Source organism: Rhodococcus sp. DMU2021 (assembly GCF_019641445.1).
Classification (GTDB): domain Bacteria; phylum Actinomycetota; class Actinomycetes; order Mycobacteriales; family Mycobacteriaceae; genus Rhodococcus; species Rhodococcus pyridinivorans.
The window spans coordinates 1-25,982 of the sequence record NZ_JAIFKB010000014.1 but is presented as its reverse complement, the minus strand read 5'-3'; the positions used below and the strand labels follow the sequence as shown (position 1 = coordinate 25,982).

Annotated in this window: 6 protein-coding genes; 4 read left to right on the top strand and 2 right to left on the bottom strand. The window is 68.5% G+C overall.

All coding sequences use genetic code 11. The annotated features are described in order from the left end of the window. Positions 1 to 33: 33 nt before the first annotated feature. Positions 34 to 549 (top strand): low molecular weight phosphatase family protein, encoded by a 516-nt coding sequence (locus K3M35_RS18225; RefSeq protein ID WP_024101937.1) that lies wholly within the window; start codon positions 34 to 36, stop codon positions 547 to 549. On the opposite strand, the gene K3M35_RS18220 is transcribed toward K3M35_RS18225, so the two are convergent. Beyond that, on the bottom strand, positions 520 to 2,271 hold the full coding sequence (locus K3M35_RS18220) for a polysaccharide biosynthesis tyrosine autokinase (RefSeq protein WP_220666842.1): 1,752 nt from the start codon (positions 2,269 to 2,271) through the stop codon (positions 520 to 522). The two genes, K3M35_RS18225 and K3M35_RS18220, sit on opposite strands and share 30 nt — an antisense overlap. After that, positions 2,271 to 21,050, bottom strand: coding sequence for a non-ribosomal peptide synthetase (locus tag K3M35_RS18215; protein WP_308257086.1), 18,780 nt, complete (start codon positions 21,048 to 21,050; stop codon positions 2,271 to 2,273). The genes K3M35_RS18220 and K3M35_RS18215 overlap by 1 nt, the downstream gene beginning before the upstream one ends. A gap of 256 nt (positions 21,051 to 21,306) precedes the next feature. Between K3M35_RS18215 and K3M35_RS18210 the strand changes: the two genes are divergently transcribed. The 3 genes from K3M35_RS18210 (at position 21,307) to K3M35_RS18200 (ending at position 25,652) form a co-directional block, all read left to right on the top strand. Further along, positions 21,307 to 23,088: a DUF4012 domain-containing protein gene (locus K3M35_RS18210; RefSeq protein ID WP_220666859.1), complete on the top strand. Its 1,782-nt coding sequence runs from the start codon at positions 21,307 to 21,309 to the stop codon at positions 23,086 to 23,088. Positions 23,089 to 23,149: 61 nt separating this feature from the next. Beyond that, positions 23,150 to 24,253 carry a glycosyltransferase gene (locus tag K3M35_RS18205; protein WP_220666841.1) on the top strand — a complete coding sequence of 368 codons (1,104 nt, stop codon included), beginning with the start codon at positions 23,150 to 23,152 and terminating at the stop codon, positions 24,251 to 24,253. Positions 24,254 to 24,434: 181 nt separating this feature from the next. Next, positions 24,435 to 25,652: an oligosaccharide flippase family protein gene (locus tag K3M35_RS18200; protein ID WP_220666840.1), complete on the top strand. Its 1,218-nt coding sequence runs from the start codon at positions 24,435 to 24,437 to the stop codon at positions 25,650 to 25,652. The last annotated feature ends 330 nt before the right edge of the window (positions 25,653 to 25,982 follow it).

The window sequence follows — 25,982 nt, the reverse complement described above, 5'->3', positions numbered from 1 at the left end:
GCGCCTGGATAGCGTCTCCCATAGGATCGCCGAATGCGGATTCTCTATGTGTGTACCGGAAACATCTGCCGATCACCCACCGCAGAGAGGTTGACCACCGCATACGCGGCCGAGGCCGGTCGCGAGGACCTTTCGGCGCACAGCGCCGGCACCCGGGCGATGGTCGGTTACGGCATGGAACCCACCGCGGCACTCGTGTTGCAGCAGCTCGGAGGCGATCCGGACGGATTCGCTGCGCGTCGGATCACCCCGCCGATCGCGGAGGACTCCGACATGATCATCACGATGAGCGAGCGGCACCGCGCCAAGGTCATCCAGCTCGCACCGCGCAGGATGCGGGTGACGTTCACGCTGCGCGAGGCCGCCCGGCTGCAGAACGCCACCGGTGCGCGGACCATCGCAGAACTGACGACGGCCCGGGCGCAGATGTCTGCACCCGGGCCGGAGGACATCGTCGACCCGATCGGCCGAGACGAGGAGACGTTCGTCACGGTCGGATCCGAGATCGCCGATCTGTTGCTACCTCTCCTCGCCGCTCTCCGAGCCTGAGTCGTTCACCGGGCGTCGCGGTGCGTGCACCACGGGTCGCGACAGCAGCTCGGCGGCGGAGTACGCCTGCGGCGCCTGGTAGGGCTCGCTGCCGTATCGCTCCGATGCCGGCTGCGGCGCCGGCGGGAACTGCTCCGCAGCGCGGTAGTGGTAGGCGTCGTTGCTCGGCGCCGGGTGGGCCTGCGTGGCCGGCGGCTCGACATGATGCTGACCGTTCTGCGGCCGGGCCGGTCCCTCGACGGGTGCCGACGCGGTCGTCTGAGCCTGCGCAGCCGGCTGGGCGGCCGGTGCGGTCGGTGCCGGCGCTCCGACACGCTGCGTCGCCGGCGTGCTCGTCTGGGCGGCTGCCGGAGCAGCACCGTCCTTGTCGGAGCTGTAGTAGTAGCGGTATTCGTAGGCCGTGCCGCGTCCCTTGGTCGGGGTCAGCGCCAGGATCGTGCCCAGCACGGGCGCGTTGACCGCCCGCAGGTTGCCGACGGCCCGCGCGAACTGCTCGCGGGTGGTCTTGCCGTAACGCGCGATGAGCAGCGCACCGTCGGCGATGTTCGTGAGGATCGCCGCGTCGGTGACGGGCAGCAGCGGCGGCGCGTCGATGATGACGTAGTCGAAGCGCGACCGCAGGTCCTCGATGACCTCCCGCGCATGCGCGGAACCGAGCAGCTCGGACGGGTTGGGCGGCAGACCGCCGGCCGCGAGCACCCACATGCCGTCGAAGCGCGTCGGCTGGAGCACGTCCTCGAGTGCAGCCGTGTGTGCGAGCACGTTCGACAGGCCGGCGTCGCCGAGCGTGCCGAGGTACTTGGTCACACGCGGGCGGCGCAGGTCGGCTTCGACGAGCACGACGGAGTGACCGGCCTCGGCGAGCACCAGGGCCAGGTTGACCGCCGTGGTGGTCTTGCCCTCGCCGGGCAGGGAACTGGTGATAACGATCGCGCGCGGCGGGTTGTCGACCTCGAGGAACTGCAGGTTGGTCCGCATCTCCCGGTAGGCCTCGGCGTCGCCGCTGTTGGCGTCCGCGAACACGATCGCCGGCTCCTCCTGCCGGGCCTTCTCGAGCGGGATCACACCCACCACACCGGTGCCGGCGAGCTCCTCGACGGCGTTGCGGTCCTTGATGGTGTTGTCGAGGCGATCGCGCAGCACCGCGAGGGCGATGCCGAGCAGCACACCGACGGCCAGACCCAGCGCGACGTTCCGTGTGGTCTTCGGCGTCACCGGCGCCGACGGCGTAGCCGCGTACTGCTCGACCACCACGCGGGCGGTCGGCGGGCCGCCGTCCTCTGGGGTCTCCAGTTCGCGTGCCATGACGACGAACTCGTCCGACAGTGCGTTGGCGAGGTCGCGGGCACGCTCGGGCGACTCGTCGGTGACGGCGGTGTCGATGAGCACCGTGTCGGGGGTCGACGAGGCGGTCACCTTGCCGGCGAGATCGACGGCCGACATCTCGCCGAGACCGAGCTTGTCGAGGGTGCGCTGCGCGAGGGTGGTGCCCTCGAGCAGTTCGGTGTAGGAGGTGACTCGCTGCTGCGAGAACAGGTTGCCCTGGTAGATCTCCTGCACCGACGCGCCCGACGAGGTCGACACGAACAGGCGTGTCTTGGCTTCGTACTGGGGCGTGGTCAGCAGGGAGGCGCCGAGGGCTGCAAGAACCGCCACCACCGTCGTGACGGCGACGATCTTCCACCTCGCCTGCAGAATTCGCAGGTAATCATGTACTTCCATCAGGGCGTCTCCCTCGTTGCGGTAACACTGCGTGCGCACCCGGCGGGCGCGGTGTGGGGGTCGTCGTGGCGCTCGAGCACGCTGTCGAGCACCGGGCCGATCGCACGCACCGCGTCCGGATCGGCCAGTTCCGAGTGCGTGAACGGCACCGGATGTTCGACGACGAGACCGCGCACATATCGCTGCCAGGTGGCGGCGAGATCTGGGTGCCGGTCGAGATCGGGTTCGGCGACCACCAGGTCGATGTCGCCGTCGTATTCGCTGAGGGTGTGTCGGCGCACCGCGTCTTCGACGGCCTGCGCGGCGGCGTCGGTGCGGCGCCGGACCTCGGCGACGAGTTCTTCGGGCAGCCCGGCGATGTCGGGTACGTTCTCTGCCGTCGGGTGGGGCTCGGCAGGCACAGTCTCGGGCGTGAGCGTGTCGAGCAGCACTACCGCACCGACCTGCTCTCCGTGCTCGCGGAGCTGCACGGCCATCTCGTGTGCGATGGTGCCGCCCACCGACCAGCCCAGCAGGTGGTAGGGACCATCGGCCCTCACCTTACGGATTTCGGCCACATACCGCGCGGCGAGTTCGCCGATGCTGTCCGGAATGTCGTCGAAGCCCGTTGCCTGGAGACCGTAGAGGGTACGGCCGTCGAGATGCTGCGCGAAACCGGCGTACATCCATGCGAGTCCGCTGATGGGGTGCACGCAGAACAACGGCGGCTTCTCGTCACCGCGACCGGCGATCTCGACGAGGCTGCCGAGCGGGTCGCGTTCGTCATTACTGCGGCCGTGGTCGATGCGGTCGGCGAGCGACGCGAGATCCGGGCTGGTGAACAGCCACTCGACGGGAACGTCGGCGCCGAGCTCGTCGCGCAGTTCACCGGCGACGGTGACGGCCGCGATGGAACTACCACCGAGGTCGAAGAAGCTTCGGTCAGCAGAGATCTCGTCGATCGGCCGGTCGAGGTGGCGGGCGAACACCGCGGCGACGGTCTGCGCGATGCGTCCCTGCGGCGCCACATATGGTTCGTCGACGGCGGTGTCGGGGGCGGGCAGCGCCGCACGGTCGACCTTGCCGGATGCCATCAGCGGCAGTGCGTCGACGACGGTGATGCTCACCGGCCGCAGGTGACGCGGCAGGTCGGCGACGAGCGCGCGACGCAATGCTGCCGTGTCGGGTGCGGTGCCGGTCTCGGGCTGGATATAGGAGACGAGCACGGTGTCGCCGTCACGTCCGGGATGCGGAACGGTCACGGCCGCCGCGACTCCCGGACGGTTCAGCAGCGCGGCGTCGACCTCGGCGGGTTCGACGCGGATGCCGTGGATCTTCACCTGGTCGTCGATGCGGGCCACGTGATCCAGTACCCCGTTCGGCAGGATCCGAACCAGGTCGCCCGTGCGGTACAGCCGCGACCCGTCGTCGCCGAACGGGTTCGCGACGAATCGCGTTGCGGTGAGGCCGGATTCGTAGCGGTAGCCGCGGGCGGTGCTGTCACCGGTCACGTAGAGCTCGCCGACGGTGCCGCGCGGCACGGGGTGCAGACGCGAGTCGAGCACGTAGGCGGTGGCTCCCGCGACAGGCGTGCCGATGCTCGGCTTCTCGTCATCGGTGAGCGGCGCGGAATACGAGACGGCGACGGTGAATTCGGTGGGTCCGTAGCCGTTGACGATCCGGTGCCGCGACCAGCGGCCCACCAGTGCACCGGGCAGGGTCTCACCCGCGGCGACGATCGTCGTCGGCTCGAATGCCTCGGGGTCGAGGGTGCCGAGCACGGTGGGCGTGAGGTTGAGGTGCGTGACGCGCTCGTCGACGATCAGCTCCTGCAGGGGTTCCCCGGCGAAGGTGTGGTCGGGGGCGATCACAAGGGCACCGCCGTGCGCGTGGGCGGAGAGCAGTTCGAAGACCGCGGCGTCGAAGGTGTGCGAGGCGACCTGCAGCACGCGCGATTCCGGCCCGAGGTCGAGCAGGGCGGTCTGCACGTCGAGCAGCGCCGCGAGCCCACGGTGGGTAACGTCGACGCCCTTCGGTGTGCCTGTGGTGCCGGACGTGTAGATCGTGTAGGCGAGGTCGCCGGATGTCACTGCGGGACGCGGGGGTTCGACGGCGTCGAAGTCGATGCTGCGATCGGCGGTGAGGTCGAGCCACGTCACGTGGCCGAGTTCGCGGTAGCCGACGGTCAGGCCGATGCGAGCACCGGAGTCGGCGAGGATCGCGACACTGCGCGCGTCGGGCTGGGTGAGGTCGACGGACACCCATGCCGCACCGAGTTTCGTGATCGCCCAGACGGCGAGCGGCCAGTACTCGCTGCGCGGCACGGCGATCGCGACGAGGTCTCCGCGTCGCACGCCGTGGGAGGCGAGCACGGAGGCGATCTCGTCGGCGCGGGCGTCGAGTCCGCCGTACGTCCAGGCGACGGTGCCGGAGCGCACCGCGATGCGTCCGCGATGCTGCTCGACGGCGGTCGCGAAGATCTCGGGCAGGGTGCGCGGTGCGACGGCGGGAGCCGACAGCGGTGCGGGCACCGGCACGGCGAGATCGCCGACGGCGCGGTCGGGTTCGGCGAGGGCGGCGGCGAGCATCGCCACGAGGTCGGTGAGCATCGCGTCGCCGGTAGTGTCGTCGAACAGATCCGTCGCATAGACCAGGCGCAGGTCGAGTCCGGCCTCGCGCTCGACGAGTTCGACGACCACGTCGAACTGCGCGGCGGGTTCCCCGGCGTCGGTCTCGGCGATCTGCACGTCCGGCAGTTGCGGCAGCACCTCGCCGGCCTCGACGCGGTGCGTGAGCAACACCTGGAAGAGCGGGCTGTACGACGGGTCGCGCCGCGGCGCGAGGCGGGCGACGACCTCGTCGAACGGCACGTCGGCGTGCGCGAGCGCACCGAGATCGGTGGCCCGCACGTCGCGCAGCAGGTCGGTGAACGGACGCGACGGGTCGACGGCGGTGCGCAGCACGACGGTGCCGACGAACATGCCCACGAGCCGGTCGAGGCGGGCATCCGTGCGACCCGCCATCGCCGCGCCCACGGCGATGTCGGTGCGTCCGCTGCGACGCGCGAGCATCGCGGCGAGCACCGCGTGGACGAGCATGAACACGGTGACGTCGTGGCTGCGCGCGACGTCCCGGAGGCGTCGGTGGGTCTCGGTGTCGAGGGTCGAGACGATCTGCGCGCCACGGTGGGTCGGCTGCGCGGGGCGCGGCCGGTCGGCGGGCAGCGGCAGCGGGCTGTCGGGCAGGCCGGCGAGTGTGGTTGTCCAGTAGTCGAGTTGGCGGGCGGCGAGCGAGCCCGGATCGGTGGGGTCGCCGAGCAGTTCGTGCTGCCAGCGCGCGTAGTCGCCGTAGGTGACGGGCAGCGACTCGAAGACCGGCGCTTCTGCCCCGCGACGCGCGGCGTAGGCGACGGCGAGATCGGTGAGCAGCGGTCCGACGGACGCGCCGTCGAACGCGATGTGGTGCACGGCGGCGGCGAGCACCCAGCGGCCGGGTTCGACGTCGAACAACCGGATCCGCATCGGGGCCTGCATCGTGATGTCGAAGGGCGTGGTGATCGTGGCGGTCACGGCCGCGGCGACGTCCTCCGGCGCGGAGTGTTCGAGCACCGGCGGGTCGACGGGTACCTGCACGTCGTCGGTGAAGGCGGTGCGCAGCACGCGATGGCGGTCGACGACATCGCTCACCGCGGCGGTGAGGGCGTCGACGTCGAGGTCGCCGCTCAGCGTCAGCACGACCGGCACGAGATAGCCGGCGGTGCCGGTCTCGGCCCGCGCGACGATGCCGAGGCGACGTTGCGCGGGGGCGATCGGTGCCGGGGTGTCGTCGTCGTAGTGCCGCAGCGCGACGCGCTGGTCGTCGCCGGATTCGATGCGGGCGGCAAGCGCGGCCAGGGTGGGGGCGGCGAGCACCTCGCGCACCGGCACGTCGGTGCCGAACGCCTCGCTCAGCCGCGCGGCGAAGACGACGGCCGACAGCGAATCGCCGCCGGCGGTGAAGAACCCGCGGTGCGCGGCCGGGCGGGCACCGAGCACGTCCTCGGCGACGGTGACGACGAGATCCTCGGCATCGGTGAGCGGCCGGTCGAGGGCCGCGTCGTCGTCGAGTGCGGCGGCGTCGTGCAGTTCGAGCGCTGCGACGTCGAGCTTGCCGTTGGACGTGAGGGGCAGCTGGTCGAGCGCGTGCACGCGGGTCGGCATGCGGTGCGGCGGCACGACGAGCGCGAGTCGCGCGGTGATGTCGTCGGCCGACAGATCCGGTCCGGCCGCGAACGCGACGAGCGTGCCACTCACCGCGACCACCGCTGCCTGCCGGATACCGGGCTGGGCGAGCAGCGTGGCTTCGAGTTCGCCGGGTTCGATGCGCACGCCGCGCACCTTGAGCTGGCGATCGGTGCGGCCGAGATAGCCGAGGGAGTCGTCGACGCGGCGGTGGACGCGGTCGCCCGTGCGGTACCTGCGGGCACCGCCGGGAGCGGCGACGAAGCGTTCGGCGGTGCGCGCGGGGTCGTCGAGATATCCGGCGGCGAGGCCTTCACCCGCGAGATACAACTCGCCGACGCCTCCGGCGGGCACGGGACGCAAGCGCGCGTCGAGCACGTGGGCGACGGTGCCGGGCACGGGCTTGCCGATGCTCGGGCGGGTGCCGGGTTCGATGTCGACGAGGGTCGCGACGATCGTGGCCTCGGTCGGTCCGTACGCGTCGAGCATCACGCGGCCGTCGGCCCAGCGCGCGGCGAGCGACGACGACAGGGATTCTCCTCCGGAGGCGACGACCTTCAGGTCGGGCAGTCCCTCGGGATCGAGGGTGCCGAGCACCGTGGGGGTCGACAGGTAATGGGTGATGCGCTGTTCGGCGAGGTAGCGGTGCAGGTCCTGACCGGCGTAGACGTCCGGGGGTGCGACGACGAGCGTCGCACCGGTGGTGTGGGCGAGCAGCAGTTCGAGCAGTGCCGCGTCGAACTCGGGTGAATAGCCGTGCAGCACGCGGTCTCCGGGCTCGACCCGGTAACGCTCGGCCGCTTCGGCGGCGAGCGGGGCGAGTCCGCGGTGCGTCACCGCGACCCGCTTCGGGGTGCCGGTGGAGCCGGAGGTGGACACGACGTAGGCGGTGCCGGGCAGGCACGTCTCCCCTGCCTGTCGCGAATGTGTGAAGGCCGCACCGGTCTTGGTGATGGCCCACAGGGTGCGGATGTAGTCGACGCTGCGCGGTGCGTCGATGCGCACGATCTTCCCGTCCCGCGCGCCGTCGGCCCGCAACTCCTCGGCGAGGGCGTCGGACTGTGCGTCGAGTTCGCGGTAGGTGAGCGATTCGCCGTCGCCGCGCAGGGCTTCCCGGTCGGGATGCGCGGCGGCGGTGGCGCGCAACATCTCGGCGAGTGTGTGTGCCGGGGCCGGTTCGCCACCGTCGAGGGCGGGAGCCGGGGTGTCGACCGCCAGTTCGCCGACAACACTGTCGGGCGCGCTCGCCAGGCTGCCGAGCAGCGCGACGAAACGGCTGACGAGCAGTTCGGCGGTGCGGCCGGCGAAGCGGGAGGCGTCGAACACGAGCGTGCCGGTGTAACCGTCGGGACGTGGGGCCAGCGTGAACTGCAGATCGAACTTCGTTGTGTCGTCGAGGACTTCGCGGGCCTCGACGGTGAGCTCCCCGAGGGTGATCGGGTCGAAGCCGAAGTCCTGCAACGCCAACGCGACCTGCGGTGCGCCGCTCTGCCGCTCCGACAGCAGTTGCTCGTAGGGCACGGCGACGTGGTCGAAGGCGGCGACGTCGAAGTCGCGGACCTGGCCGAGCAGTCCGGCGAACGACATGTCGGGGGCCACGCGGGCGCGCAGCACGAGGGTGTCGAGGAACGGGCCGACGAGGTCTTCGAGCTGCGCCCAGCGGCGTCCGCCCACCACGGCGGCGACGGCGATGTCGTCGCTGCCGCCGAGTCGCGCGAGCAGCACCGACAGCGCGGCGTGCAGCACCATGAACTCGGTGGCGCCGTGTGCGCGGGCGAGGTCGGCGAGCGCGTCGCGTACATCGGCGGGCACGGTGAAGTCGACGCTGCGCGCACCGGTGTCGGTTCCGGTGGCGTCGGCGGGCAGTTCGGTGACGGTGAGTCCGTCGAGGGCGCGTCGCCAGTGCTCGAGGTCGCGTTCGGGGATCCCGCGTTCGGCTTCCCACAGGGCGTAGTCGGCGTACTGCAGCGGCAGCGGTTCCCACTGCGGGGCCGCACCGTTCACGCGGGCGAGGTAGGCGATGGTGAGGTCGCGCAGCAGCGGCCGCAGCGACGTGCCGTCGGCGATCGAATGGTCGACGTCGAGGTGCAGCACGTGCTGGTCGGGGCCGGTGCGTTCGAGTCGCACACGCCACCGGTCGCTGCGCGGCGCTTCGTGGACCTGCTGGTACACGCCGTCGCCGTCGACGATGTAGTCGGTGCGCAGGATCTCGTGGCGCAGCGCGACGTCGCCGAGCGCGGCCTGCAGGGCACCGAGGTCGAGCGGTCCGCTCAGGTTGACCTCGCTGCGCAGCCGGTAGGCATCGGGGGCAAGCGAACTCAGCCCCCACAGGCGACGCTGGGCGCGGCTGAGCGGAATTCGCTCCGGGCGCGGCGACACGGCGACGGGTCCGGCATCGGTGTCGAAACCACCGGCGTCGAGGGCGGTGGCGAGCGCGTCGACGGTGGGGTTCGCGAATACCGTGCGCAGCGGCACGTCGGTGCCGGTCTCGTCGCGCAGGCGTCCGACGAGGACGGTGGCGAGCAGCGAGTTGCCGCCGACGGCGAAGAAGTCGTCGGTGCGTCCCACCGCGGTGCCGTCGCCGAGGACGTCGCCGATGATGCGGGCGACGAGTGCTTCGGTCTCGGTGCGCGGTTCGCTGCCTTCCCCGGCTGCGGGTTCGGGCAGGGCGGCGGCGTCGACCTTGCCGTGGGAGGTGAGCGGGATCGCGGCGAGCGGCACGATCGCGGTGGGCACGAGGTGCGCGGGCAGGACGGTGCGCAGCTGGGCTCGCAGGTCGGAGTCGTCGAGGTTCTCACCGGTGACGTAGGAGATGAGGCGGCCGCTGCGCACGAGGGTCACGGCCCGGTCCACGCCGTCGAGAGCGGTGAGAGCGGTGTCGATCTCGCCGGGTTCGATGCGCACGCCGCGCAGCTTGATCTGGTTGTCACTGCGGCCGACGAATTCGAGGGCGCCGGTGCGGGTCCAGCGCACGAGGTCGCCGGTGCGGTAGCGGCGGCCGTCGGGTCCGGCGACGAACCGCGCCGCGGTGCGCGCGGCGGCATCCCGGTAGCCCGACGCGAGTCGCGGTCCCGAGACGTACAGTTCGCCGACCACGCCGGCGGGCACGGGACGCAGTCGCTCGTCGAGGACCTCGACGGTGACGCCGCGGACCGGGGTGCCGATGACGATGTCGTCGCCGGGTCGCAGCGGCTGCGAGTTGGTGACGAACATCGTGGCCTCGGCCGGGCCGTAGCTGTTGACGAGGGTGCGCCCGTCTCCCCAGCGGTCGACGATCTCGCGGGTGAGCCGGTCGCCGCCGAGCACGAGGGTGCGCAGGGCCGGCAGGTCGCGCACCGGCACGGTCGCGAGCGTCGACGGCGTCATCACCGCGTGGGTGATCGCGGCACTGTCGAGCAGGTCGCCGAGGGCAGCGCCACCGTAGCTGTCGGCGTCGGCCACCACGAGCGTCGCGCCGGAGATGCCGGCGGTGAGCATCTCGAGCATCGCGGCATCGAACGACGGTGCCGCGACGTGCAGGACGCGATCGCCCGGGAAGGCTGCGAGGTATTCGCCGATGTCCTCGGCGAACGCGCTCGCGGCGCGCTGGGTGACGGTGACGGCCTTGGGGTGTCCGGTGGTGCCGGAGGTGAAGACGAAGTAGGCGGGGGCGTCGGGTGCGGGATCGACGACGTCGGCGAGCGGCTCCTCGTCGTCGGAGGTCACCTCGAGCCACCGCACGGTCGCCGGAAGTGTCGGCGCTTCACCGACTCCCACGTGCACGTCGGCGAGCATCTCGCCCAGACGCGTGGTGGGGGCGGTGGGGTCGACGAGCATCGGTGCGGCGCCGGCGCCGATGATGCCCCACACGGCGAGCACCGATTCGAGCGAGCGCGGGTAGGCGCATGCGACCGGGTCGCCCGGGCGCACCCCGGCGAGCTGGAGACGCGCGGCGAGAGCGTCGGAATAGTAGAGCAGTTCGGGATACGACAGTTCGCGGTCGTCGTCGACGATCGCGAGTTCCTCGCCGCCGGCAGCCGCGCCCTGCGCGAGCCACTGGCGCAGCGACCGGGGTGCGCCCGGCACAGCGCCGACAATAGGCAGGCCGGCGTCGCCGTGCAGGTCGATCTCCCCGACCCGCACGTCCGGATCGGCGACGGCCGCGCTCAGGATCGTTCGCAGGCGGTCGGCGTAGCCGGCGACGGTGTCGGCGTCGTACAGGTCTGTGCTGTAGAAGAATTCGAGGTCGATGCCGTCCTGCTGCTCGGTGACGGTGACCTGCACGTCGACGTTGACCGTTTCGGTGTCGACAGGCGCGGCGGTGACGTTCAGGCCGGGCAGCGCGAAGGTCGACGCGACGGGTCGTGCCTGCGACAGCGCCACCTGGAACAGCGGGTGCCGTGCTTCGCTGCGGGCGGGCTGCAGCTTCTCGACGAGCGTCTCGAACGGTGCGTCCGGGTTGCCGTAGGCGGCGAGGTCGCGGCGGTGCACCTGCGCGAGCAGCTCGGTGAAGGTGGCGTCGGGGTCGACGTCGGTGCGCAGCACGAGGGTGCCGGCGAACATGCCGACGACGTCGTCGAGCTGCGGGTCGCCGCGACCGGAGACGGCGGTGCCGATGGGGATGTCGCGACCGGCACCGTGCCGCGCGAGCAGCGCCGCGAGCGCGGCGTGCAGCACCATGAACACCGTCGCGCGACCCTCACGTGCCAGCGTGTGCAAACCTCGGACGAGGTCGGCGTCGAGCGAGATGGTTTGGGCGGCACCGTGTCCGGTGGGCTGTGCGGGGCGTGGCCGGTCGCCGGGCAGGGTCACCTCGTCGGGCAGGTCGGCGAGTTCGCCCAGCCAGTACGGGATCTGTTCGTCGGCGACGCTGCGCTGCCACCGCGCGTAGTCGGTGTACTGGACGGGCAGTTCCGGCAGTTCGGGGGTCGCGCCGGTGAGGCGGGCGTCGTAGGCGACGGCGATGTCGCGCAGCAGCGGCGTGAGCGACCAGCCGTCGGCTGCGATGTGGTGCAGGACGACGAGCAGCACGTGCCGATCCGGTGCCGTCCGGTACAGGCGCATGCGGGCCGGGGGTTCGACGGTGAGGTCGAATCCGGTGGTGGCGTAGTCGCGGACGAATTCGTCGAGGGCGTCCTCCGGCACGGCCACCGGGTCGAGATCGGGGCGTGCCGGGGGCAGCACGGTGTACTCGCCGGCGGCCGGGTAGACGGTGCGCAGCGTGCGGTGCCGTTCGAGCACGTCGGCCACGGCGGCGGTGAGGGCATCGACGTCGAGGTTCCCGTCGAGCCGCACCACGAAGGGCAGGTTGTAGCTCGGGGAGGCCGGGTCGAAGCGGTTGATGAACCACAGGCGCTGCTGCGCCGCCGACAACGGGGCGGGTGCGTCGGGGTCGGCGACGAGACGCGCACGGCGAGAGGGCTTATCGCTTCCACTGGTTATGTGTGAAGTTAGGGCTGTAATGGTCCGGTTCTCGAAGATGTCTCTCACGGTGACGTCGGCGTCGAGCACGTCCGACAGGCGACCGGCGAGGCGCGTGGCGAGCAGTGAGTTGCCGCCGAGGTGGAAGAAGTCGTCGTCGGCGCCGAGGGTGCCGGAGGTGATGCCGAGCAGTTCGGCGCACACGTCCGCGACGAGTTCCTCGACCGGTCCGTGCGGTGCCGCTCCCCCATCGGCCGTGACGTCGGGGGTGGGCAGCGCGGCGCGGTCGAGCTTGCCGTTGGCGGTGAGCGGCAGCGCGTCGAGAGCCACGGCGGCCGACGGGACGAGGTAGTCGGGCAGGCTACGTCGCAGGTCGCACAGGGCCGCGGTGGCGTCGCCGCCGACGAGATAGGCGACGAGGCGGTCGTCGCGCAGCAGCACGACGGCCTGACGCACGCCCTTGCTGCGCAGCAGGGCGGCTTCGATCTCGCCGGGTTCGATGCGGTAGCCGCGCAGTTCGATCTGCTGGTCGGCGCGACCGAGATAGTGCAGGGCACCGCTGGTGTCGCGGCGGCCGAGGTCGCCGGTGCGGTAGCGGCGGGTGCCACCGGGAGCGGCGACGAAGCGGGTCGCGGTCTGGCCGGGGCGTCCGCGGTAGCCGCGCGCGAGTTGGTCTCCGCGCACGTACAGTTCGCCGATCGCACCGGGCAGTGCGGGTCGCAGCGACGAGTCGAGCACATCCACGGCGAGACCGGGCAGCGGCGCTCCGATGCCGGTCGCGGTGGCGTCTCCGAAGGTCACGTGCACGGTGGTCTCGGTGATGCCGAACATGTTGGTCGTCCGCACATGCGGATGGCTTGCAGCCCACGGGCGCACGCGCTCCGGGTCGAGGGCTTCGCCGCCGAAGATCACCAGCCGCAGGTCTTCGAGCGGCGCGTGATCGGTGGCGGCGAGCTGGTAGAAGGCCGTGGGGGTCTGGTTGAGCACCGTCACCCGGTTGCTGGTGAGCACGTCCACGAAGGCGGCCGGGTCGCGCACGGTGAGGTGGTCGATCACCACCACGGAAGCGCCGGTGGCGAGCGGTGCCCACATCTCCCACACGGAGAAGTCGAAGGCCGGCGAGTGGAACATCGTCCACACGTCGTCGGCGCGCAGCCCGAATTCGTCGACGGTCGCGGCGAGCAGCGACAGCACGTTGCGGTGCGTCACCTGCACGCCCTTGGGGGTTCCGGTGGAACCGGAGGTGTAGACGATGTAGGCGCCGAGATCCGCGACGAGCGGGAAGTCGAACAGGGCCCCGTCGTCGAGGCGGCCGGCGACCTCCGGGTCGTCGAGTCGCAGCGTCGACACACGGACGTCGGTGAAGTCGCTGTCGGTGACGACCAGCGAGGGCTGCGCGTCGTCGAACAGGGCCTGCAGGCGCGTCGCGGGATGCGTGACGTCGACGGGCAGGTAGATGCCACCGGCGCGGGAGACGGCGAGGATCGCGACGACGAGGTCGGGGGTGCGCGGCAGTGCGACGGCGACGACGTCCTCGGCGGTGACGCCGCGTTCGCGGAGGAGTTTGGCAAGCGCGCCCGAACGCGACCACAGCGCGCCGTAGCTGAGGGAGTACCCGTCCCCCACCACGGCGACGGCCGCCGGATCGTCGGCCACGCGCTGCGCGACCAGCTCGGGCAGCGACTCTGCCGAAAGTTGTTGCGCGACGCCGACGGGGGTGAGGTCGGCGTCGCCCAACTCGATACCGCCGACCGGCACTGCCGGGTCGGCGGTAACGGCATCGAGGATACGCACGAACCACGACTGCCACTGCACAATCGTGTGCGAATCCAAAAGTTCGTCCGCGTACGTGAGGACCGTTTCCAAACCGGCGGGTACACCGGTCTCGGAACGGCGTTCGCGGACGGTCAGTTCGAGGTCGACGCGGGCCGTGCCCACCGGGATCTCGCGGATCGTCGTGGAGCTGCCGGGCAGCGTGAACTCGTCGAGCGAGAACGACTCGTACGCCAGGATGACCTGGAACAACGGGTGGTGCGCGTCGGTGCCGGCCCCCACCGCGTCGACGATGCGATCGAACGGCACGTCGGCGTGGGCGAAGGCGTCGAGGTCGGCGCGACGGGTGTCGGCGAGCAGGTCCGCGAAGGTGCGGCGCGGATGCACCCGCAACCGCAGCGGCACGGTGCCGACGAACATGCCCACCACGTCGTCGACCGCGGCGTCGCTGCGTCCGGAGACGGGCGTGCCGATGGTGACGTCGTCGGTGGCGGCGAGCGCCGACAGCAGTGTCGCGAAGGCCGCGTGCATCACCATGAACGGCGTGACGTCGTGGGCGCGGGCGAGCTTGTCGATCGCGGCGTGCAGTTCGGCGGGGATCGTGAAACTCGCGCGACCCGCGGTACCGGTGGTCGCCGCGCTGCGGGGACGGTCGGTGGGCAGCGCGAGCAGCGGCGACGCGTCGTCGAGGGTCTGCTTCCAGAAGGCGAGCTGCCGTGCCGCGAGGCTGTCGGGGTCGTTCTCGTCGCCGAGCACGGCCCGGTGCCAGCGCGCGTAGTCGCGGTAGGTGACCGACGGTGCCGGCAGCTCCGGAGTCTCCCCGTCGCGGTGGGCACGGTAAGCGGCGACGGCGTCGCGGCCGAGCGGCAGCAGCGACAAGCCGTCGGCGGCGATGTGGTCGATCACCACGGCGAGCACGTAGCCGGAGTTTGTCCGATACAGCCGGGTGCGGATCGGCGGGTCGACGGTGAGATCGAAACGCGCGCGAGCGAATTCGGTCAGCTCCGCATCGAGATCGGTGCCGGCGTCGACGGGCTCGAGGTCGAGCGTCACCGACGACAGCACGTGCTGGCGTGGGCCGGACGGGCTGTCGGGAAAGACCGTGCGCAGCGAGTCGTGGCGAGACAGCACGGTGGCGGCGGCCGCACGTACGGCGTCGAGGTCGGTGTCGGCGTCGAGATCGAGCGCGAAGGCGATGTGGTCGCCGCCGTCGATGCCGTCGGCCACGTCGAACCGGTTGAGCAGCCACATGCGTTGCTGCGCGGGGGCGAGCGGCGCGTCGCTGTCGTCGTCGATGTGCACGAGCGGCAGGTGCTCGCCGATGGGTTCCTCGGCGAGCAGGTTCGCGAGTTCGGCGACGGTGGGGTGCTCGAAGATGTCGCGCACACCCACCCGGCGACCGGCGACTCCCCGCAGGCGCGCGGCGAGCTGGGTTGCGAGCAGTGAATTGCCGCCGACGGCGAAGAAGTCGTCGGATCCGGCGACGCTCGGCAGGTCGAGCAGGTCGGCGACGACACCGGCGACGAGTTCTTCGGTGGCGCTGCGGTATCCGTCGGTGCGAGTCGCGGTGACCTCAGGCTCGGGCAGCGCGGCGCGGTCGATCTTGCCGGTGCTGGTGAGCGGGAACGCGTCGAGCACGGTGACGATCGCGGGCACCATGTGCCGGGGCAGCCGCTGGGCGGCCCACTCGCGGATCTCGTGCGGGTCGAGGCGGCCGTTGCGGCTGTGCACGTAGGTGGCGAGGGTGTCGCCGCGCACCACGGTCACGGCGGTGCCGATGCCCGGGTGGGTCTGCAGGGTCGCGTCGATCTCGCCGAGTTCGATGCGGAAGCCGCGGATCTTGACCTGATGGTCGCTGCGGCCGACGAATTCGAGCGCGCGGTCGTCGTCGTGTCCCGTCCAGCGCACGAGATCGCCTGTGCGGTAGAGGCGCCCGGTGCTGAACGGGTTCGCGACGAACCGGTCGGCGGTGAGCGCGGGAGCGTCGAGATAGCCGCGGGCGACGCCCTGTCCCCCGAGATACAGCTCGCCGGTCACACCTTCGGGCACGGGCCGCAGGCGTTCGCTGAGCACCACCGCGGTGACGCCGACGAGGCCGGTGCCGATGGTGAGCCGGTCGCCGGGTGCGAAGGGTTCGCTCGACGTGGCTAGCACCGTCGTCTCGGTGGGGCCGTAGACGTTGAGCAGGGTGCGGCCGCGTGCCCAGCGTTCGGCGGTCTCGACCGGCCACGCTTCGCCGCCGATCGCGATGGTGCGCAGGGCGTCGAGTCCGGTGGGGTCGAGCTGGGTGGGCACCGAGGGCGTCGAGAACCAGTGGGTGATGCCTTCGGCGCGAAGCAGTTCCACCAGTTCGTCGCCACCGAACACGTCGGCGGGCGCGACCACCAGCGTGCCGCCGGAGGTGAGCGCCAGGACGTATTCGAGCACCGCGCCGTCGAAGGCAGGGGTGGCGAAGTGCAGCACCCGTGCGTCGGTTGCGGTGTCCGTGGTGGTGGCAACGGCGGTGGGCAGGTCGAAGCGCTCGACGAACGACTGCGCGAGCGGGCCGAGTCCGCGATGCGCGACCACCACACCCTTGGGCCGGCCGGTGGATCCCGAGGTGTAGACGACGTAGGCCGTGTTGTCGACGTGCAGCGGCCGCACGCGATCGGCGTTGGTGATCGGGCGGGTGTCGCCCTCGACGGCGAAGGCGATCGGCTCGACCCCGTCTGGCAGCGCGACGTCGCCGTCGACAATCGCGTACCGCGCGCCGGATGCGCCGAGCAGCTGAGCGATGCGTGCGGCGGGCTGGTTGGGGTCGACGGGCACGAAGGCCGCGCCGCTCAGCGCCACGGCCGCGGCGGCGAGCACCGACCGCGTCGACCGCGAGAGCACGACGGCCACCCGGTCTTCCGTCCCGATGCCCCGCTCGATCAGCGTCCACGCGAGCGGGCGTGCCGCCGTGCGGATCTCGACGGCCTGTCCCCCGGGTTCGGCGACGCAGGCCGGCGACCGGTCGATGATCTCGGCGAAGGTCGCTTCCGGCCCGGGTTCGGCCGGTTCGACGGAGAGGGTGCCGAGGTCGAGATCGCCGACGGGCAGCGACGGATGCTGCGCGACCTGCTCGAGCACTCCGCTCAGGCGGGTCACCCAGCGGGCAATGGTGTCGTCGTCGAACAGTTTCGTGTCGTAGACGAGGCGGCCGGTGAGCGATCCGTCGCGCAGTTCGCGCAGCGAGATCTCGACGTCGAATCGTGCCTGCGCCGAGGCGATCTCCTGAGGCCGCACGGTGAGGCCGGGTAGTTCGAGGTCGGGCACGTCCACGTTGTCGTAGGCGAGCATCACGTGGAAGGGCGAGAAACCGAGGGCGTCGACGACGTAGTCGAACGGCACGGTGGCGTGCGCGAAGGCGTCGAGGTCGGTGTCGCGGGCCTGCGCGAGCAGCGCCGTGAACGGCTCGGCCGGGTCGACATTCGTCCGCAGGGTGACGGTGCCGACGAACATGCCGACGAGCGCGTCGAGGTCGGGGTGGTCGCGACCTGCCGTTCCGGTGCCGATGGCGATGTCGTGCCCGGAGGTCCAGGCCGCCAGCCACACCGCGACGGCGGCGTGCACGGCCATGAAGGTGGTGGCGTCGTGCGCGGCGGCAACGGACCGCAGGGCCGCGACCTGCTCGGCCGGCACCGCGAAGTCCACGGCCGCAGCGGGACCGAAGCCGCCGTTGCGGGGACGGTCGGTGGACAGCGGCGCCGCGTCGGCGAGGCCGTCGAGTGTGCGTGTCCAGTAGTCGATCTCGCGACCGGCGCGGGTGTCGGGTGCCGCCGGATCACCGAGGCGGTCGAGGTGCCACTGCGCGTAGTGCCGGTAGTGCAGCGGCAGCGGCGTCCACGCGGGCGCCTCCCCGGTCGTGCGGGCGAGGTAGGCGGTGGCGACGTCGGCGGTGAGCGGCACGAACGACGCACCGTCGAGCGCGATGTGGTGGGCGACGACGGCGAGCACGTGCTTGTCGTCGGCGAGTCGCAGCAGGCGGATGCGGAACGGGATCTGCGCGGTGAGGTCGAACGGTTCGGCCGCCCACTCGGTGATGAGCGCTTCGACGTCGCCGTCGGCCGCTTCGGGTTCGAGAGCGAGGCCGGCGACGGCACGCTCGAGCGGCAGCACGTCCTGCACCGGGCCGTCGAGCTCGAGGCGGAACAGCGTGCGGAGGGTTTCGTGCCGGTCGAGGACGTCCATCACCGCGGCCCGCAGCGCCGGCAGGTCGAGGGCGCCGTCGAGGTGCAGCGCGAACGGCAGGTGGTAGGCGGCCGGGTCGCCGTGCGCGCGGGCGAGCAGGAACAGTCGGCGCTGCGCGGGAGCGAGCGGCGACGGTCCGGTGTCGGGGGTGGCGACGGGGCGCGATTCCGATTCCGGTCGCTTCGCCGCGGCGACCGCCAGTCGGGCGACGGTCGGGTGGGCGAACACGTCGCGCAACTGCACGTCGCGGCCCAGTGCGGCACCGAGACGGGCAGCGAGCTGCGCGGCGCCGAGCGAATGACCGCCGAGCGCGAAGAAGTCGTCGTCAGCACCGATGTCGTCGATGCCGGTGAGTTCGGCGAACAGCTCCGCGACGATCTTCTCGGTCGGGCCGTTGGGCGGCCGCGATCCGACGGCCACGGCACGCTCGGGTGCGGGCAGCGCACGTCGATCGACCTTGCCACCGGGCGTGAGGGGCAGCGTCTCGAGCACGGTGATCGACGACGGACGCAGATAGGTGGGCAGTTCGTCGGCGAGACGGACGGTGAGGTCGGCGGGGTCCACGTCGCCCACGACGTAGGCGGCGATGTGCTCGCCGTGGACGGTGACGGTCGCGGCCTGCACCTCGTCGAAGGAGACGAGCGCCGCTTCGATCTCGCCGAGTTCGATGCGGTAACCGCGGATCTTCACCTGCTGGTCGGCGCGGCCGAGGAATTCGAGGTGGCCGTCGGTGGTCCAGCGGGCGCGGTCGCCCGTGCGATACATGCGCCCACCGAACGGTGAGGCGACGAAGCGTTCGGCGGTGAGGGCCGGTGCGCCGAGGTAACCGCGCGCGACGCCCGGTCCCCCGAGATACAGCTCGCCGATCACGCCCGCGGGCACGGGATGCAGGCGGGCGTCGAGGACGACGGCAGTCATGCCGTCGATCGGCCGGCCGATCGGCACGCCCGCGCCGGGCTGCAGCGGCTCGCTGAGGGTCGCGAGGATCGTGGTCTCGGTGGGACCGTAGGCGTTGAGCATCGTGCGGCCGGTGGACCAGCGGTCGGCCACGGCCTGCGGAAGCGCTTCGCCACCGGCGTCGAGGACCTGCAGGTCGGGCAGGCCGTCGTCGGGGGTGACGGCGAGGATCGCCGGTGCGGTGATGGCATGGGTGACGGCTTCGCTGCGCAGCAGGGTTGCCAGCGCCGGTCCGCCGACGGCGTCGGGCGGACAGATCACAAGGGTGGCGCCGGAGTCGAAGGCCAGGAGCAGTTCCTGCAGCGACGCGTCGAAGGACGGCGACGCGAGGTGCAGCACGCGCGACGTCTCGTCGGCGCGGTAGCGCTCGCGCAGCGTCGACACGAGCGCCGACACACCACGGTGACCGACCGCGACGGCTTTCGGGGTGCCGGTGGAACCGGACGTGTGAATGACCCACGCCGTGTTGTCGACGTGCAGCGGCCGCAGGCGATGCTCGGCAGCGAAGGTCTCGCCGGATCCGTCGGCTCGCGGCGCGAGGCGGGTGACGTGCTCGGGCAGCGCCGGATGGTCGTGGGCGACGGCGATCCGCACGTCGCGCAGCACCTGCTCGAGGCGGCGGGCGGGAAGTTCGGGGTCGAGCGGGGTGTAGGCGGAACCGGTCTTGGCGACGGCCCACAATGCGACCACCGAATCGATCGAGCGAGGCAGCAGCACCGCGACGCGCTCTTCGGGTCCGGCACCGGCCACAGCCAGCGCGTGAGCGAGCGCATCGGAGCGAGCGTCGAGCTCGCGGTAGGTGATGCTGCCGTTTCCGTCCACCACGGCGACGGCGTCGCTCGCGGCGTGGCGGGTAAGAACGTCGGGCAACAGTTCGGGCTCGGGCGCGGTGCGTCCGCGGGCGGGAGCCAGACCGTCGAGTTCGGCCGGGTCGGCGAGGGCGAGATCGCCCACTGCGACGCCCGCGTTCTGCACGAATTCCTTCAGGAATCCGCGGAAACGGCTGTGCAGCAACGAGAGGTGCTCGTCGCTGTAGAGATTGGGGTTGGCCTCGAAATCGACGCGCATCGTGCGGCCGGCGACGCCCGGGTAGACGTTGACGGCGAGATCGTCGATCGGGCCGCTGGACTGGTGGTGGTACTCCCCCGTCACGTCGCCGAACGCGATCTCGGGATGGAACATCATCAAGTTGACGGTGGGACCGAACGGGCTCGCCGCCTCGTCGCGGGAGCGGCCGAGGCTGCGCAGATCCGCGAGCATGTCTTCGTACCGATACCGCTGGTGGCGAAGGGTGCTGCTCAGTTCCACCTGCACGTCGCGGATGAGCTCGACGGGTGTGGTTGCCGGATCCACGCACAGGCGCAACGGCACGACGTTGGCGAGAACACCTGCGGACCGACGAAGCGCGGCAGTGGTGCGCGCCGAGACGGGCAGGCTGAGCACGAGGTCGACCACACCCGTCGTCCGGGCGAGGAACGCGCCGAACGCTGCGAGGACGATCGGCACGTCGGTGGAGTTCGCGTCGTGGGCGAGCGCCGAGACCGCGGCCGCAGTGTCGGCGTCGAGTTCGGAGTTCGCTCGACGTGCCGGCACCCCGAGAGGTGCTTCGTGATCGGCGAACGACACGGATTCGGGCAGGTCGGCGAGGCGCTCGAGCCAGTGCTGGCGGTCGGTGTCCTGACGCTTCGAACCCACATAGGCGGCCTCGACATCGAGAATGTCCGCAATCGGCATCGCCTCGAGCGGCGGCGCCTCGGAGCCGGAGACCCACGCCGAATACAGCTCGGCGGCGCGGTTGAGCATGTTGACCGCGCCCTGCCCGTCGAGGGCGATGTGGTGGACGTAGCTCGACAAGAAATAGCGGTCGTCCGCGATGCGCAGCACGGTGGTGGCGATGAGCCGGTCGTTCAACAGGTCGAGAGGCTTCGTGTACTGCTCCGCCATCCAGCGATGAGCTGCAGCTTCTGGATCCTTCTCGGACCGTAGATCGAGATAACCGGGAGAGTCCTCGATATCGAGGACCACCTGCTGGAACGGCTCGCCGTCCTGCTCGACCAGCACCAGTGTGCCCGATTCGACGTCGCGCGCAGCTTGCTCGCAGGCATTTCGGGCCAGGTCCACGTCGAGATCGCCATGGAACTCGACGTACTGAGCCGTGGTGAACGGTATGTCGGGATTCAGTTGCTGCGCGAACCACAGGCCCCGCTGACTCGGGGACAGCGGAAATAGATGCACCACGCTCCCCTCGCCTCACCCGACAAATACAGGACGCAGGAGTGCAGAATCCTCCCCGTCATGCGATCGTGGACAGAGCCTCCCAACTCCGCGGTCACGATCCGTGCAGAAGTTTACTTACAGTCACGGTTACCCACCACTTGAACGGTCGGCCAGATCGAAATCGGGTTATCGTCTCGACGGAAACCACGAAGGGGGCACAAGCGGCGTGAACGATGTTACCGGTGAGTCAGACTCGCCCGAACCGCGTCGACGCAGGGTGCGCAGGCGCTTGTCCGACGAGGAGGTCGCAGCTCAGCGTAGCAAGCGCCGGCGCGTGCAGATCGGCTGCGGCGTAGCCGCACTCGTCGTCGTCGGATTCATCGGCTGGCTCGGTTACGAAGGCCTGCAGGCGAAATCGGACCTCGAGAAGGCGCAGGACTTCGCGATGCAGGCGAAAGACGCACTGCTCGCAGGCGATACCGACAGGGCACGCATCGTCGCGGGCGACGCTGATCGTTATGCGCAGGATGCCCAGGGTTCGATCGACTCGGTGCCGTGGCGTGTTGCCGGTGCCGTTCCATTCTTGGGAAGCCCGTTCGATTCCACCCGCCAGATGACCACCATTGTGAGTGGTCTCACAGAGCAGGTTCTCCTCCCCGCGGTCGACGCAGGTAGCGCCGTGTCTCCCGATCAGTTGATTTTGGACGGCGCACGCATCAATCTCGCCGCTCTCCGCGATGCCGCGCCAGTCCTCGAGACGACCTCCGCGGCGATCAGCGACCTCGACGAGCAGGCCCAGAACGTTGACAGCACGTGGCTCGGTCTGATCGACGACGCGCGAGTCGACCTGCAGGAGCAGGTGGCCGAGTTATCCGGCCTGCTGAACAACACCTCGCTCGCGGCACAGATCGCGCCGGCGATGCTCGGAGCAGACGGTCCGCGCAGCTATTTCGTCGGTTTCCAGACGAACGCAGAGGCACGCGGTACGGGTGGACTGCTCGGCGGCTTCACTGTGATTCGAGCAAATGACGGAGCAGTCTCCGTCGATGACGTCACGAGCAATCGGGAATTCCGATTCGACTACGACCCGATCGACCTCGGCCCCGATTTTCAGCGCGCATACGGTCATAGCCGCCCCACCCAGGACTTCCGCAACAGCAATGTGAGTCCGCACTTCCCGTACGCGGGCCAGATTTGGCAGTCGATGTGGCAGCAGGAGACAGGACAGCGCGTGGACGGTGCGATCGCGACCGATCCGGTGGCGTTGAGCTACGTCCTCGAGGCGGTCGGTGACGTCACGCTCCCTGGCGGAGAGAAGATCACCGCGGAAAACGTGGTGGAACTGACCGAATCCACGGCGTACGCCCGCTTCGGAGACGATCAGAGGGCACGTAAGGCATATCTGGAAACAGTTGCGCAAACCGTGGTGAAGAAGCTGACCGGCAGCATTTCCAAGCCTCAGGCATTGCTCGAGGCGCTGGGGCGCGCCGCGAGTGAGGGCCGACTTGCCGTATGGAGCTCCGTCCCTGAAGAGCAGGACGTTCTGGCCACGACACCGCTCGGCCACGTGGTTCCCGATGACTCCGCTCCATATGCGCACGTGGTGATCAACAACCTCGGCGGGAACAAGCTCGACTACTACTTGGAGCGCGAGATCGAGTATATGGCGGGGCCATGTGACGGAGACACACGCGCAGCAAAGGTGACTGTGCGTTTGACAAACTCACTACCAGAGGGCGATTACACCAACTATGTAGCCGGCATGTTCGACAATCCCGTCGGCGCCCCTGCCGGCACGAATCTTACCGACGTGGGCTTGCTCGCAACACAGGCTGCACAGCTGGAAAAAGCTACGGTTAACGGAGCCTCAGCATTCGCGTACACTTCCGTCGAGCGCGGGCACCCGATGTTCAATGTGCAAACCGCAATCCCCCAAGGGGAAGCGGTCGAAATTGTCTACGAGCTCACCGAACCCACTATCGTCGGTGAACCACGCATACCTATACAGCCGCTCATTGATGCTCCCACTGTGAACAACGATACGCCAACATGCGAATGACCGTCCACTAGTTACGCAGACAAGCCAACAAGATTTAGTCGGGCGAATATTAAGGAAAAAAATGAAAAAGTCGGTAGCCATTATCGGAACTCGAGGATATCCCAGCTACTATGGCGGCTTTGAAACCCTCATCAGGCATCTGGCTCCTTATTTGTCGAGCCAAGGATGGGACGTTACCGTCTATGGTCGGGACGGAGCCACCAAGACCGACGATCCAGAGCTTGATCCGACCGTAAGAACTGTCGTCACGAAAGGTATCGAGTCGAAGTCGCTCAGCACCCTCTCCTATGGCCTATCGTCCAGCCTTCATGCGTCCTCCAAGAAGCCGGACGTCGCGCTGATTATGAACGTGGCGAACGGCTATTGGCTCCCTATACTCAAGGCTCGCGGAATCCCTACCGTGGTTAACGTCGACGGGATTGAGTGGGAGCGCGCGAAGTGGGGAAAGAAAGCGAAGGCCGCGTTCAAAGTGGGCGCTCGTCTAACCGCAAAGTTCGCAGACAGGATCGTAGTAGATTCTCGAGCCATCGGACAACGTTGGGAAGACGAATTCAACCGTCACGGTGACTTTATTCCCTATGGAGGCTCGCGCCCCGGCGCACTTAAGCCGGTAGAGGGACTCATTCCTGGTACGTACGCACTCATAGTTGCAAGATTTGTACCTGAAAATTCGGTCGAAGAATTCTTCGACGCAGCCAAACACCTTGCGAAAGACCGAGACGTTGTAATTGTTGGCTCATCCGGATATGGCGGCGCGCTGGACGAGAAAGCCAAACGACTGGCTCAAGAATCATCGCGAATCCATTGGTTAGGCCACGTGAGCGACGATACAAAATTGTTCTCGCTGTGGCAGCATGCCGGCGTTTATTTTCATGGCCACAGCGTCGGCGGAACAAACCCCGCACTTGTACAAGCCATGGCATGTGGGGCACCGATTGTCGCTCGAGACACTCCGTTCAACCGGGAAGTTCTGGGCATAGCAGGAGAGTATGTCGCCCCCTCGCCGGAGCAGATTATCTATTCTTTGCGACGGGTACTTGACGACCGCAACCTACAGGAGAATCTACGAACAAACGCACTGGACCGCCAAGCCGAAGAATACACGTGGGACCTCGTCTGCAAGGGCTATGAGGCGTCGCTAATTTCGGCTAACAAGAAGATTTAATAATGTTGAATGAAAATCTTAAGATTCAGCTACACAGCAGTGCGGGGGATTTATCTCGCATATTATTGATTAAGCCAATTAGCATTAATTCACTGGGCACAGAAAATGAGCGATCTCCCTCCAGAATCAGGAAAATAGAAGCCGATCCCGCGTTGGCGTTAAAGATAGCTAGGAGCGCCTCGTGACGGCGACACTGCCGGGTGCTCTTGAGCGCGGTAGACTACCGATGGTGCTGTCGATGGTAATGTCGGCCGCCCTTGCAGTCATAACCGCCCTCCGATTTGTTGTTCTCGTTCAATTCCTAACCCCGGATGATTATGGGCGTATAAACATCTTTGCCACGCTCACAAGCGTTGTCCCCCTCCTAATGTCCCTCGGCATGTCAGTTCAATACCAACGAGTTGCACGCGCAGCAGGCTCCAAGTCGCTCCGCACATTGACACGGACAGCGCTCGTAGTGAACGCGCTCACGACTCTTCCCACATTCGTAATCGTACTTCTAATAGCGCATCCCTTGAGCGGTCCCGAAGGTTATGTTCTCCCCGCTATTCTGGCAGTCGTAATCTCAGCGGCAACAAGCATCGCAACTTTATACTCTCAGACCGCTCTCGGTCTCGGTTACCGAACTACTGCATCAGGCATGCTATTTCTTGTAAACGCATGCGGAGCCGTACCTTTAGTGCCGATCTGGATCTCTGAAACGGCATCAGTGACTTCAGTGCTCGCATGGTGGGCAGCTGGCGCAGCAATCGCGTGCGTACTATCGCGGGCCATTCTTCCCTCCAAAGAAATGATACCGGTAGATGATCTTGATCCGCATCTCTCATATCGAGAGGGAATATACACGTTACCGGTCCAAGTGGGACCATGGCTGATTCTATTTTTGGTTCGTTACATAATTGGATTAAATATCGACACCTCAGCAATTGCCGCGTTTGCAGTCGCTTCCACCGTAGCCGATATGGGATTTCTCGTAGCCAGCGCGGCTCTCGGATTTTTCTCAAACAGGTTAATGTCCAACCAGATAACCCCTGCTCGAGCATTGTTATTCACCACTCCAGTACTTCTCGCGGTAACAGCAGGTGGCGGAGCAATCGTCTACCTTTTCTTACCAATTATCGGGAAAGGAGGAGACTATGAGTTCCCCGTCGCCGTATCTATAATACTTGCAATGTTGAGTCTTACACGTCTCTATATCAGTGCGTGGCGCCCAAGGATTGTGGGGCTGCGGAGATTGCACAGTACGTCTTGGGTATATTTCTTTTGTATAGGGACCATTTCAGTCGCGCTCTTCACTATGAAGCCAGCAACATTGGCCCCTTATGCATGGATTAGTCTGGCAGCTTTCGTACTTATTGCTGGCGTACAGAGGTCGGTGGTACGACAGGCAGAAGCGTAGGCGTCCCGTGAAGTGGTGGGATTTGGGACCGAACGGCGCGGCTCCGACGTAGAGAGGGCCATCGGCGGGATCTTCGGTGTGTACGGCCAAGCACACATCGAGGAAAGGGGTCCACCGATGGCCCTGTCCCAGTCTGCTCTGTCCGACCCGAGTTGGCTCATTTCGTTAGACGATATGAGGGGCTGGGCTGGGGCCTCACTCACATGTAACCGGCTCTTCACTATGGATCTCGTGGACCGGTTGGTCTGACTCCTTGATGGGCGTGACGGTCTCGGCTCGGTGGGCGCAGGATGGGTCTGGTGGGCGGGTCTGGCTCACGGCTCTTCTGAC